We start from the raw sequence: 12983 nt of genomic DNA, 5'->3' as shown, positions 1-12983 counted from the left end.
CCCCAATTGCGGGCATCAGGAGGTGTCTGGCGGCGTGGTGAGCAAACCTGCCGCGGAAACTCTCTCGTCGGAAGAACTCCGCCCGTTCTGGTCGGGCTTCCACGATTCCAAGCTGTTCTTTTCGTATCGCCGCTGCACCGCATGCGGGCTGCTCTATGCGCCGCATTTCTTCTATGAGGAGCAATTGGCGGATCTCTATTCCGAGCTCGCGCCAAACATGGAAATGGTGCCTTCGGCTTCGCTGGAAGCCACGCAGCGCGGCTATTTCGAGGCGGCGAGGAAGGCCGATGTGCCGGGCGGCGGTTATCTGGAGATCGGCCCGGATGTGGGCTATGTCGCGGCTCAGGCCGCGCAGGACGGACGCTTCAATGAGTTCTGGCTGTTCGAGCCCAATCGCGTGGTGCACAAAAGTCTCGCTCAGGCCGTGATGCCGTTCCCGGCCCGTGTGTTTGCCGACATGACGGATCTGTCGCCCGTTCCTGACGGGTCTATCGGACTTGCTGCCATGATCCATGTGCTGGATCATCTGCTGGACCCCATGGCGATGCTGAAACAGATCCATGCCAAGCTGCGCCCTGGCGGGGTGCTGATGATCGTTACGCATAATGAAGCATCGTTGCTCAGCAAGGTGCTGGGCCCCAAATGGCCGCCCTATTGCCTGCAGCATCCGCAATTGTTCAGCCCGGCGTCCATTGCCGCAATGCTCGACCGGGCCGGCTATTCCTCGGCAGCGGTGGCGCGCAGTACCAATTATTTCCCGATCGACTTTCTGGTCAAGGAAGCGGGCAGGGCGATCGGAGTGAAGCTGGATCGCCTGCCGGCGCCCCGAACCTCGCTTGGGCTCAAGCTGGGCAATATGATCACGATGGCGCGGGGGTGATGGTTATACTGGAGAGAGTTTGCGCAAGTTCGTCATCCCAGTTTTCGCTGGGATGACGAACTTGGGGAGTTCTCTTCCGCCTAAACGCCCCCGGCTACGGCAAGCCGCTGCGGGGCCACATCCGTCATTTCACCCATGGCACTCAGCCGGGCGTAACGATCGATCTGGGCGAGCGTAACCTCGCGCGCATCGGCCCCGCTGCCCACGGCCTTGTGCCATTCGACGATCCAGTCGAGTGCGGCTTCGAGGGGGAGGGCGGGTTTCCAGCCCAGCAGGTTGCGCGCCTTGGAACAATCGAGCCGCAGCAGCCCGGCCTCATGCGGGTGGAAGCCGCTCTGGCGCTTCGCCGGAACGGTGCCGCCCCAGCGGGCCTGCATCCGGTCCACGATCCAGCGCACGGGCTGGGCGTCTTCTTCCAAGGGGCCGAAATTCCAGCCTTCGCCAAAGCCGCGTTCTCCCTCCAGCAGGCGCTCTGCCAGCATGATGTAGCCGCGCAGGGCCTCCAGCACGTGCTGCCAGGGGCGCACCGAATGGGGGGAACGGATCAGCGGCGCGGCGCCTGCCTCGAAGGCGCGGACCAGATCGGGGATAAGGCGATCCGTTGCCCAGTCCCCGCCGCCGATCACATTGCCGGCCCGACCGGAAGCGAGCAGGGGGCCTTCATCCGAAAAGAACGACCGGCGCCATGCCGAAATCACTAGTTCGCAGCAGCCCTTGCTGCTGGAATAGGGATCGTGGCCGCCCATCGGATCCTCTTCGCGATAGGGCCAGTGCCATTCGCGGTTTTCATAGCATTTGTCGCTGGTGATGGCGACGATGGCCCGGACACCGGGCGTGGCCCGCGCGGCTTCCAGCAGGTTTACCGTGCCCATTACATTGGTGGCATAGGTCCCTGCGGGATCTTCATAGGACAGGCGCACCAGCGGCTGGGCGGCCAGATGGAAGATCACCTCGGGCCGGGCTTGTGCCACGGCGGCCGAAAGCGCCCCGGCATCGCGAATGTCGCCCTCGATGTGGTGCAGCCTATCGGCCACGCGCGCCTTGTCGAACAGGCTGGGCCGCGTGGGGGCGGGTAGAGAATAGCCGGTGACCTTTGCTCCCATGGCTTGCAGCCACAGGGCCAGCCAGCTGCCCTTGAAGCCCGTATGGCCGGTAAGGAAGACCCGGCGCCCTGCCCAGACGGGGTTCACCAGCGCTTCCACGGTGCGCTCCCGCTGTTCCAGAGGTCTTCGAGGTGTAGCTTGTCGCGCAGCGTATCCATCGGTTGCCAGAAACCTTCATGGCGATAGCCCATCAGTTCCCCCGCGTCGGCCAGCCTTTCCAGCGGTTCCGATTCCCATGGCACATGGGGCCCATCCACCAGATCGAGCACGGAAGGATCGGCCACGAAGAAGCCGCCATTGATCCGCCCGCCATCGCCGTTGGGTTTTTCCCTGAAGCCGGTGACACGATCCTTGTCGAAGGCCAGCGCGCCGAAGCGGCCCGGAGGGGAGACCGAGGTAATGGTGGCGCGCTTGCCGTGGCTCTTGTGGAACTTCACCAGTGCGGCAATGTCGATATCGGCCACGCCGTCACCATAAGTGAAGCAGAAGGGCTCTTCAGGATCGAGATAGGGGCGCACGGCGGCAAGCCGGCCGCCGGTCATGGTGTCCGCTCCGGTTTCCACCAGCGTGATGCGCCAGGGCTCGCTGCGGGCATTGTGGATTTCCATGCCGTTGCCGTTGCGCAGGTCGATGGTCACATCGGACGTCTGGAGGAAGTAATTCGCGAAGAATTCCTTGATGACGTAACCCTTGTAGCCCAGGCAGATCACGAAATCGTTGAACCCGGCAGCGGAATATATCTTCATGATGTGCCACAGGATCGGCATCCCGCCGATTTCCACCATCGGCTTGGGCCGGGTTGCGGTTTCCTCGCCGATGCGGGTGCCAAGGCCGCCGGCCAGAATTACGGTTTGCATTGAACCTCCACGTCATGTCCTTCAGCACTATGACGAACTCATCCACGCCTAACCGTAACCGCCTGTCGCGCCTCTGGGTCGCCTACGGGCCGATCATCGCGATCCTGTGCCTTGCGGCATGGCTGAGGGTGGATGGCGTGGGCTTCGGCCTGCCCGCGCTGAACGACCCGGACGAGCCGCTTTTCATGATGAAGGCCTATGACATGCTGGCCCGCGGATCGCTGAATCCGCAATGGTTCGGCCATCCGGGCACGATCACGCTTTACAGCCTGGCGCTGGTGATGGTGGCGGTGGCTGCCTTTGGCCTGCTGAGCGGACGCTTTGCCGATCTGCCGGATTTCGCGGCTGCGGTGCATCTCGATCCGGGCATCGTATTCCTGCCCGCGCGGCTGTTCATCGTGGCCAATGGCGTTGCCTGCGTCTGGCTGGTCTATCTGATCGGCAAGCGTCTTTGGGGTCAGCGGGCTGGGTTGGCCGCGGCGCTGTTTCTGGCGGTGAATGCGGTCCACATCTCATGGTCGCAGGTGATCCGCACCGATGTGCAGGCCAGCTTTTTCATGCTGCTCTGCGTGTTGCAGGCGATTGCTATCCTGCAGGACGGCAGGCTGCGCTATTACGTGCTGGCGGGCATCTTCGCCGGACTGGCCTGTGCTACCAAATGGCCCGCCGCCCTTGTGGGGCTCTGCCCTTTCGTCGCCGCGCTCTACAGCGTAGCGAAACAGGGGGCAGACCGGCGACTGGTGCTGCTGATGCCAGCAGTGGCGGGGCTTGCATTGTTCGCCGTCTCGCCCTTCCTGATCTTCAGCTACGATATCGTCTTGCGTGACCTTTCGGGGGAGGCACGGCCCTTCCATCCCGGCGCGACGGGCGAAGGATTCTGGGCTAATCTTTTCTGGTATATATCCACGCCTCTGGCGGGCTCTATGGGCGCGCTCGGTCTCATACTCGCGGCGATAGGTATCGTTGGAGGCATGGTGAGAGATCGTATCTGGCTGATTGCCGTATGCCCCGGGTTTCTGGCTTTTCTGGTCGTTATTTCGACCCAGCATCTGCTGTGGGAGCGATGGCTGGTGCCGGTGCTGCCCTTCTTCGCGCTGGGGCTAGGATGGGTCGCGGGGCCGGGACTGGCGCGGATTCTTGACGGAAAGCTACGCCTCGCCCAGCTGGGATCGCTGGTCGCCATGGTCGCCCTAGCGCTCCCGATGCTGGTTACCGCGCAGGCCCGAGCCGAAGAACGCCGTCACGATACCCGCCAGATCGCCACCGCCTGGGCTCGCACTCACATCCCGGCAGGATCCACGATATTGGTGGAACATGCCGCGCTGGACCTGATGCAGGGCCCATGGAAAATCACTTTTCCCCTCGGCACCGCGGGTTGCGTGGATGCCCGCGCCGCTCTGAAAGGTCAGATTTCCGAGGAGGATGTCGATCGCTCGCGGCAGGGAAGCCCGGTGGTGGACTATGCCCATGTCGATGAAAATCGCCTGCCCAGTTGCCGTGCGGATTACGCCATCTTCTCGCACGAGGCGACTTATCGGCAGGACAAGGCACGGTTTCCCCGTGAATATTCCCGCTACGCCGCCGCAATCAGGCAGGGCATTGTCTGCGGCCGGATCATGCCGGTGCCCGGGCACAGTGGCGGTCCGGAAGTCCTCGTCATCCGTTTCCCCGCAGAGGGGGAGAGAGCCGGGCATTGCCCCGGCTGACGGAGAGGAACTTGCACCGGCGCGCATGAGATGCCGGTTGCTGGCAGACAAAAATTTGCTCGCAGACTGCAAAGCCATGAAGGCGCTTGCTGCCTATGCTGCATCGCGGAAAGTCGGATTCGGGCCCGATTTTTCGACGTTTTGAGTGCCGCGCCCGCGAGCCCCTGCCAGACTCGCATTGTGCGCTGCATCATTGGCATGCACAGGATCGAGGAAACACAATGACGCTTCTTACCGACCAGTTCTTCGATAGCTTCGCCACTTCGGTGAAGCCCACGGAAGAGGCAGAGACGCTGCCGCCCGAGCTTTATACGAGCGACGAATTCTATCGCTTCGAGAAAGAGGCGCTGTTCTATCGCGAATGGCTCTGTGTCGGACGTGAGGAATGGGTTCCCGCCGCAGGCGATTATTTCACCGCCACGCACGCGAACGAGCCGATCATCGTTGCGCGCGACCGCGAGGGCAATCTTCAGGCAATGTCAGCCGTGTGTCAGCACCGCGCGATGCTGGTGGCAGAAGGGCAGGGCAATGCCCGCGCCTTCATCTGCCCCTATCACCACTGGACCTACGATCTGGACGGCAAGCTGGTCGGCGCCCCGGCGATGAACAAGACCTGCAATTTCGACAAGGCGAAGAACAATCTGCCGAAGCTGAAGGTGGAAACCTGGCACGGCTTCGTCTTCGTCAATTTCGATCCGGAAGCCGAGGCGCTCGTTTCCCGCCTTGCTCCGCTGGAACCGGTGGTCGCCAATTACGAGCTGGAAAAGCTGCGCGGCCCCGCGCCGATTGTCGAAAGCTTCGCCTGGAACTGGAAGGTCCAGTTCGAAAACAACAATGACGGTTATCACGCCAGCCGCCTGCATCAGGGGCTGCACGATTACATCCCCAGTTCCAAGGCGAGCTTCCCCGAAGTGCCCAAGGGCACGGCCGGCTATTATCGCCTCAACGGCACGCTGCATAAGAACGCCGCCTTCAATCCTACGGAAAAGGCTCTGTTCCCCGTGTTCCCCAAGCTCACCGAGGAAGAACAGAACCGCCTGCTGTTCGTGAACCTGCCGCCCAGCCTCTCGCTGGTGATCACCAATGACGTGGCGATCTACATCATCATGGATGCGGATTCGGCCACTACGCATAAGGTGACCTTCGGCAGCCTCTATCTGCCCGAGGCGATGGAAGATCCGCTGTTCGAAACCAAGGCGAAGGTGACGAGCGACTATACGAATTCCATCTTCGCGCAGGATTTGCACACCGATCTTCTGGTGCAGCAAGGACTGGGTTCCAAGTTCGCGCCGCGTGGCCGTTATAGCTGGCAGGAAGACGCGCAGCGCCAGTTCAACGTCTGGCTGGTCGACCGCTATATGGCCGAATGGGATCGCCGACGCGGTCCGTCTGCCCCGGTCACCAAGCTGCGGGCAACTTCCTGATCTGCCCCCTTCCGGCCGCGCCCTGCAAAAGCCCCTCTGGAGCGAGGCGCGGCCGGAAAAATCAACTATTTGTTCGTCAGCGCGCCAGCACGGCAACCGCCACTCCTGATAGCGGAAATCCGACAAGGTTTCCCACTCTGCATATCAGGGGTTAAAATGACCAACACACTGATCTTCTTCGATATTCCTGCTGATGATCCCAATGCGGCCGGCGAGTTCTATGCCCAGGTTTTCGGCTGGGAGAACGATCCCCGCCCGATGGGCAAATATCACCGCATGGTGCCCGGCGGCTTCTTCAAGAAGAAGGACGGGACCGACAGCGAAATCGGCAATCTCCACATGGGCATCGCCAATGTTGCCAATATGCGCCCCCATCCCGAGCCCTATGGCGTCGAACCGCGCTTCATTGCGACCGAGGGCCGCAAGCCCCGCATCTGGGTGCTGATCGGCGACGACGATTCCCCCGAGCGTATTCTGGAAACTGCCGAGAAGCTGGGCGGCAAGATCCTGTGGCGCAATCACTATTGGGCCGAGTTCAACGGCTTCAACCACGCCTTTGCCGATCCGTGGGGCAATGAAGTGGTGCTGTGGGGCAAGGCGGGCGAAAATCCACAGATTCCCGACGATTACACGCGCGAATAAGTAGTTTTCGGGGGCGCCTTAGCCCGCCCGCCAACATCTTGTGCGCGAGTATGCAAGACCATGGCGCCCCCCTTTTCATAGCCTTTCTCCAACAAGACCAGACACGTGAAAAGCAGAACAGGGCCGTCGTTCCAGATGCGCGAACCGAATTCAGAAATGCACAGTTGGCCGTCCACCTGCGGCAACTTTGAAACGACCGGGAGGTGTCTCCCATGAGCCGTCTCCCGGTCGTCTTTTTCGGTCACGGCAGCCCGATGGTCGCGCTTGAAAAAAGCGATACGACCGCGGCCTGGAACGCGATTGCCCACAGGATCGGCAAGCCCAGGGCAATCCTGTGCATCTCTGCCCACTGGCTGACGCGCGGCACCGCCGTGACGGCCATGCCGCAGCCGCGCACGATTCATGATTTCGGGGCCTTCCCGCAGGCCTTGTTCGATATGCAATATCCCGCGCCGGGCGATCCAGAACTGGCCCATCGCGTGCGTGAGCTGCTCGATCCGGTGCCAGTGGCGCTGGATGCCAGCTGGGGCCTGGATCACGGCACCTGGACAGTGCTGACCCATGCCTATCCGGAAGCCGATATTCCGGTGGTTCAACTCGGCATGGATGTCAGGCTTTCACCCGCCCAGCACTGGCAGATCGGCGAGAAGCTGCGTCCCTTGCGCGAGGAGGGCGTGCTGATCATGGGCACGGGCAACATCGTCCATAATCTGCCGGCGATGGATTGGGAAAATCCCGATGCGCCGCCCTATCCCTGGGCGGATCGGTTCAACGGCGCGATGCTCGATGCCATTGTTGAAGACCGGCCGCAGACGGTGATCGATTTTGCCCGGCTGGGCGACGATGCGCGCCTTTCGGTGCCGACGCCCGACCATTTCTGGCCGCTGCTCTACGTGCTGGGCGCCCGCCATCCGGGCGAGACAGCCGATCTTGGGCCGAACTTCATTCATCACAAATCCCTCGGGATGACCAGCATCCTGATCGGTGCCGCCTGATGCCATCGGCAAATGGCGGTTTGTTCCAAATGACCCACAGGGGAAAGACATGGCGTTGATCTGCGATCATGGTTTGCGGCGTAGCGAAGTGCAGCCAAGGGGGCTGCATTATCTCAGGGCAACGCCCGAGACGGTCCACTGGGGCTTCTTTTCGCCCGAGTTGAAACCCGCCCTGACCGTCAAGAGCGGTGATCTGATCATGGCCCAGGCAGTGACGCATCACGCGGGCGACGATCCGGAACTGATGTTCGACGAGGACATCCAGCGCATCTTCACGGAAATTGATCCGAGCACCCGCACGCCGGGCTGCCACATCATGACCGGCCCGATCTATGTCGAAGGCGCGGAGCCGGGCGACATGCTGGAAGTACGCTATTTCCAGATGACGCCGCGTTTCAATTACGGGTCCAACCTGCAGGCCAATTGGGGCCACCTTTACAAGGAATTCGGTGAGACCGAGCGGGTCACGATCTATGAGCTAAACCCCAATGCCAATACGGCGCGGGCGCTCTATGCCTATGATGTGGAGGAGACCTATCTGGTTCCCGGCCGCATCACCAACTGTCCCAGCTGCGATCGCCAGCCGGCGCTGGAAGGCATCACCATCCCGGCCCGCCCGCATCTGGGCACCGCGGGGGTTGCCCCGGCCGTGAATGAGCCGGTGAGCACCATTCCTCCGGGCCTGCATGGCGGCAATATCGATAACTGGCGGATCGGCGCCAATTCGCGGATGTACTATCCCGTACAGGTCAAGGGCGGGCTGTTCTCCATCGGCGATCCTCATGTCAGCCAGGGCGACGGCGAGATCAGCGGCACCGCGATTGAGGCATCGCTGGACGTCCTGTTCCAGATCATCCTGCGCAAGGACTTCTCCTTCCCGTCGCCGCTGCTCGAAACGCCGGATCACTGGATCGTCCACGGCTTTGGCGAAGATCTCGACATGGCGATGAAGAGCGCTTCGATGGACATGTTGCACCTGCTGAACGAACATCAGGGCCTGTCGAAGACCGACGCCTATTCGCTGATGAGCGTGGCGGCCGATTTCGGCGTGACGCAGGTGGTCGACGGAACACAGGGCATCCATGTGAGGATCGATCGCGGGATCTTTCCGAACAAGGGAAGCGTCAGCGATCCGGAATGAGCGGAAACGCAAGGGCCGTGACTGAAGACCGGGCGGCGTGGTCCTTCGATGCGGCGAGCCTGCCGCATGGTGAACGCGCCGCCGCATGGGCCGATGCCATGCGGCGGCTGCACCTGCCTTTCGCCGGGCCCTCGCCGGATGCCGATGCGGTGGGGCAGGTGCTGGCCGTCACATCGCCAATGGGGTTCGATTTCGCACTGGTATCAGGCGGCGCACAATGCATCGCCGGGCGTACGCCGGAGGCAGAGCCGGGGCTGTGGATGGGCCTGTTGGTCGAAGGCGATGCCAGCCTGCGGACCGATGACGCGCCCGTGGCGCTCTCCCCTGCAATGTTGATCTACGGCGCCACCGGCGTGGATGCCTCGCTCCATTTCAGTGGGCCATTTCGCCAGCTGTTCATCCGCATACCCAGCGTGGCAATCGATGCACGGCTGCTGGCTCCGCTGGCTGCGCGGGTTTCCATCGTGGAGCCGGGGACGATCGCGGGCCATGCTCTGCTGGCGCTGCTGCACAGCCTCGCCACCTCATTGCGGACCGGCCATCCGGGCGAATTGGGCGCGATCGAAAGCGCGCTGATTGAATTGCTCGTGCCCGTAATTGCCGGCTCGGGCGGGTTTGCGGGCAAGGGTGGGGCAATGGGGCAGCGGGCGCGCCAATATGAGCGTATCTGCCGCACGCTGGAAAGCCAGCTCGGCGATCCTGACCTTACCGTGCAGGCGATTGCCAGCGCGGAGGGGGTTTCCGTGCGCTATCTCCAGCAATTGTTTGCCCGTTTCGGCCAGACGGTGACAGGCTATCTGAAATCTCGCCGCCTGGAGCGTGCGCGTGCGGAACTGGCAAGCCCGCTCCATGCCCAACTAAGCATCTCTGAAATCTGTTTTCGCTGGGGTTTCAACCAGTCAGCGCATTTCAGCCGCGCCTATCGCGAACGCTTCGGCGAAGCGCCGCGCGATACGCGTAATCGCGCCCGCCGTTCCGGCGTCGCCTGACAACCGAGGTTACGCCGGGCGACAAGACTTGCCGGCGAGCTTTCCCGCACAAACGCCCCATCATGTTCTCCCGCTTCCGCCCTGATGGCTTCCTCATGCTGCTTCTGGCCGTCCTGGCCTTTGCCACCTTGCTGCCTGCGCGCGGTGAGGGCGCAATGTGGCTCGATCACCTGACCGATGCGGCGATCACGCTGCTGTTCTTCCTCCATGGTGCGAAGTTATCCCGTCAGGCGATCGTGGCGGGGATCGGGGCGTGGAAGCTGCATCTGATGGTGCTGGGCACTACCTTCGGTCTCTTCCCGCTGCTCGGCCTTGCCATGGTGACTGTGCTGGGCGGTTGGATCGATCCTGCTGTGGCGAGCGGCTTCCTGTTTCTGTGCATCGTACCTTCCACCGTGCAGTCGTCGATAGCGATGACGGCGATAGCGCGGGGGAATGTCCCGGCGGCGGTCTGTAGCGCGTCTCTCTCGAACGTGCTGGGGATCGTGCTGACCCCGCTGCTGGCCACCCTCCTGGTCAGCAGCGGGCAAGCGGGGCAGGAATTCTTCCTTTCCGCCCTGATGAAGGTGGGGACGACCCTGTTGTTGCCTTTCATCGTCGGCCATCTGGCCCGGCCCCTGATTGGCGGCCTTGTGGACAGGCATCGCAAGCTGGTGATGCGGACGGACCGGGGCGTGATCCTGCTGGTAGTTTATGCTGCCTTCAGCGCCGCCGTGGTCGAAGGCCTGTGGAGCCGCTTTTCGGGGCTGGACCTGGCCACGATCCTGGCGCTGGATTCGATCCTTCTCGGCGCCGTGCTGCTGATCACGCGGCAGGCTTCCCGCCTTGCGGGCTTCTCGCAAGAAGATGAGGCGGTGATGGTCTTCTGCGGATCGAAGAAAAGCCTGGCGAGCGGCGTGCCCATGGCGGGCGCCCTGTTTCCCCCGGCGCAGGTGGGGCTGGTCGTCCTGCCGCTGATGTTATTTCACCAGCTCCAGTTGATCGTCTGCGCCGCGCTGGCGCAGGCCTATGCAAGGCGGAGCGAAGCCCAATCCAGGAACGAGGAATTTGTCCATGCCGTATGATGTGCTCGATGTCCGTCCAATGACCAAGCCCATCGGGGCCATGGTTTCGGGGGTCGCTCTCAACGAACCGCTCAGCAACAAGGTGCTGGACGAACTCCATACTGCCCTGCTGGAGCATCAGGTGCTGTTCTTCCGCAACCAGCCTATGGACCATGAAAGCCAAGAGCGGCTCGGCCGTTATTTCGGCGAGCTTGCCGGGCATAGTGGTGTGGGCGGCATTGAAGGCCATCCCAATGTGGTGAAGATCCACGCGGATGCGGATAGCAAGTTCATTGCCGGGGAAGACTGGCACATGGATCTTTCCGAAGATCCGGAACCGCCGATGGGCAGCATCCTCTATATGCACACGGTTCCGCCCGCGGGAGGGGATACGCTGTTCGCCAGCATGTATGCGGCTTATGACGCGCTTTCGCCAGCCATGAAGGCCTTTATCGACCCGCTGACGGCGGTGCATGATTCCAACCACATCTATCGCGAGCTGTTTCCGGATGTGGACAAGAAGTACCCCACCAACACCCATCCGCTGGTGCGGACCCATCCGGTATCGAAGCGGAAATGCCTGTTCTTCAGCAAATCGAAGATCATCCGGATCAACGGCCTGACCAAGCCTGAGGGCGAGGCGCTGCGCGATTTCCTGGCTCACCACTGCGAGAACCCGAATTTCCAGGTGCGTTTCCGGTGGGAACCGCATTCGATCGCGTTCTGGGATAATCGCTGCACCCAGCATTTCGCGACCTGGGATTACTTCCCCGAAACGCGTTCCGGCTTCCGCGTGTCCATCGCCGGCGACAAACCTTACTGATGGCATCAGGTGCGTTGAGGGCGGGGCTGGGGGCCATCGCGCTCGGCATCGGGCTGGCAGTGCCTCTCGGGGCATCTGTCGCCCATGCCGAGGCTCCTGCCGTCTCGCACCCCACCGCCGTGGAAGAATTGCGCGACGGGCTGGCTGCCATGATCGCGCAGGGAACCTTGCCCAACGCGCAGGTGATTATCGCCAGCGGCGGAAAGGATGTGGTCCGCTTCCACTTGGGATCGCTTGATCGCGAGAGCGGCAAGCCCCTGCCGGATAATGCGATTTTCCGCCTCTATTCCATGACCAAGCCGATCACCACGGTAGCGGCGATGATGCTGGTGGAAGAAGGGCGCATTTCGCTGGATGCGCCCATATCCCGCTATCTGCCCGAATTCGCCAATATGCGGGTGTATCAAAGCGGCGATCTGGACAATATGGTCACCGTTCCGGCTGCCCGGCACATCACCGTGCGCGATCTGATGACGCATAGCAGCGGGATTACTTATAATTTCACCGGCAACACGCCGGTCCAGCAATATTACCGCAAGCATGGCGTGATGCGCGGCGGCGGAGTGGGCGGCAGGCCCGGCGACGCGCCGCCTGCCGCCACCATGGACGAATTGATCCAGCGCCTTGCGGCGGCCCCATTGCTGCACCAGCCGGGCGAACGCTTTTCCTACAGCAATTCCACCGGGGTGCTGGGGGTACTGGTGGAACGCGCGTCCGGAATGCCGCTCGACCGCTTCTTCACGGAACGGATCTTTGGCCCGCTGGAGATGCATGACGCCACTTTCGTGGTCAGCGATGCACAGTTGCCCCGCTTCGTAACCAACTACAATGCCAGCGTAGACGGGATGACTCCGGCCGAAACCGCCCAGCAATCCGAATATCGCGATCCTGCGCGCATGTTCGATGGCGGCGGTGCGCTTGCGGGCACGGCGGAGGATTACATCCACTTCGCGCAGATGCTGGCCAATCGTGGGGAATGGCATGGGCGCCGACTGCTTAGCACGGATAGCGTCGATGCCATGTTCACACCGCTGCTGGAAACCGGCGGGCAGGCGCATGAGAATGTGATGTTCGGGCTCGGCCTGGGCATTGGCGATGCGGCGAGCGAGGCGATTGGCGGAATGCCTGCCGGCGCGGGTGGCTGGTCCGGTTCAGGCAATACCTATTTCTTCGCCGATCCGCGCCGCAATCTGGTGGCATTGTTGATGACCAACGAACTGATTGGGGGCGAATTTACCGAGCGCACGGTGAAGATCCGGACCTTGCTCAACAGGGCCGCGGTGGGGGTTGGTTCCGGTAAATAGTCGGGGTAGCCTTGCTTCGTCATCCCGGACTTGTTCCGGGATTCCGCTTTCTTTGGTTCAACAGGATGGACCCCGG

General features: G+C 62.2%; 12 protein-coding genes. 10 read left to right on the top strand and 2 right to left on the bottom strand.

Annotated features, from left to right (window positions below; all coding sequences use genetic code 11):
• Positions 1–37: 37 nt before the first annotated feature.
• Positions 38–880: a class I SAM-dependent methyltransferase gene (locus H0274_RS07580; protein WP_226794306.1), complete on the top strand. Its 843-nt coding sequence runs from the start codon at positions 38–40 to the stop codon at positions 878–880.
• An 80-nt stretch (positions 881–960) separates the two neighbouring features.
• Here H0274_RS07580 and rfbG read toward each other — a convergent pair whose 3' ends face one another.
• Entirely contained in the window at positions 961–2082 is a 1122-nt protein-coding gene (rfbG, locus tag H0274_RS07575) for a CDP-glucose 4,6-dehydratase (protein WP_226794305.1), read from the bottom strand.
• Positions 2067–2840 carry a glucose-1-phosphate cytidylyltransferase gene (gene rfbF, locus H0274_RS07570; protein ID WP_226794304.1) on the bottom strand — a complete coding sequence of 258 codons (774 nt, stop codon included), beginning with the start codon at positions 2838–2840 and terminating at the stop codon, positions 2067–2069. The genes rfbG and rfbF overlap by 16 nt, the downstream gene beginning before the upstream one ends.
• Positions 2841–2869: 29 nt before the next feature.
• Between rfbF and H0274_RS07565 the strand changes: the two genes are divergently transcribed.
• The 9 genes from H0274_RS07565 (at position 2870) to H0274_RS07525 (ending at position 12907) form a co-directional block, all read left to right on the top strand.
• The gene (locus H0274_RS07565; protein WP_226794303.1) at positions 2870–4546 is read left to right on the top strand and encodes an ArnT family glycosyltransferase; all 1677 of its coding nucleotides are present in this window, start codon (positions 2870–2872) and stop codon (positions 4544–4546) included.
• A 221-nt stretch (positions 4547–4767) separates the two neighbouring features.
• Positions 4768–5970, top strand: a complete 1203-nt coding sequence (locus tag H0274_RS07560) for an aromatic ring-hydroxylating oxygenase subunit alpha (RefSeq protein WP_226794302.1) — start codon at positions 4768–4770, stop codon at positions 5968–5970.
• 156 nt (positions 5971–6126) lie between these two features.
• Positions 6127–6612, top strand: a complete 486-nt coding sequence (locus H0274_RS07555; protein ID WP_226794301.1) for a VOC family protein — start codon at positions 6127–6129, stop codon at positions 6610–6612.
• Between the two features lie 212 nt (positions 6613–6824).
• The gene (ygiD, locus tag H0274_RS07550) at positions 6825–7607 is read left to right on the top strand and encodes a 4,5-DOPA-extradiol-dioxygenase (protein ID WP_226794300.1); all 783 of its coding nucleotides are present in this window, start codon (positions 6825–6827) and stop codon (positions 7605–7607) included.
• A gap of 49 nt (positions 7608–7656) precedes the next feature.
• Entirely contained in the window at positions 7657–8748 is a 1092-nt protein-coding gene (locus H0274_RS07545; RefSeq protein WP_226794299.1) for an acetamidase/formamidase family protein, read from the top strand.
• A complete protein-coding gene (locus tag H0274_RS07540; protein WP_226794298.1) occupies positions 8745–9737 on the top strand; it encodes an AraC family transcriptional regulator in 993 nt (330 codons plus the stop codon). The genes H0274_RS07545 and H0274_RS07540 overlap by 4 nt, the downstream gene beginning before the upstream one ends.
• 62 nt (positions 9738–9799) lie before the next feature.
• On the top strand, positions 9800–10801 hold the full coding sequence (locus tag H0274_RS07535; protein ID WP_226794297.1) for a bile acid:sodium symporter family protein: 1002 nt from the start codon (positions 9800–9802) through the stop codon (positions 10799–10801).
• A gap of 19 nt (positions 10802–10820) precedes the next feature.
• Positions 10821–11603: a TauD/TfdA dioxygenase family protein gene (locus H0274_RS07530; protein ID WP_319018209.1), complete on the top strand. Its 783-nt coding sequence runs from the start codon at positions 10821–10823 to the stop codon at positions 11601–11603.
• Positions 11603–12907 (top strand): serine hydrolase domain-containing protein, encoded by a 1305-nt coding sequence (locus H0274_RS07525; RefSeq protein ID WP_226794296.1) that lies wholly within the window; start codon positions 11603–11605, stop codon positions 12905–12907. Before H0274_RS07530 ends, H0274_RS07525 begins: the two co-directional genes overlap by 1 nt.
• Positions 12908–12983: the final 76 nt, after the last annotated feature.

Origin of the sequence: Fulverythrobacter ferritrahens, from assembly GCF_020539485.1 — a bacterium.
GTDB lineage: Bacteria > Pseudomonadota > Alphaproteobacteria > Sphingomonadales > Sphingomonadaceae > Andeanibacterium > Andeanibacterium ferritrahens.
Note: the sequence above shows the minus strand (reverse complement) of the source record. Positions and strands in the feature narration are given on the sequence as shown.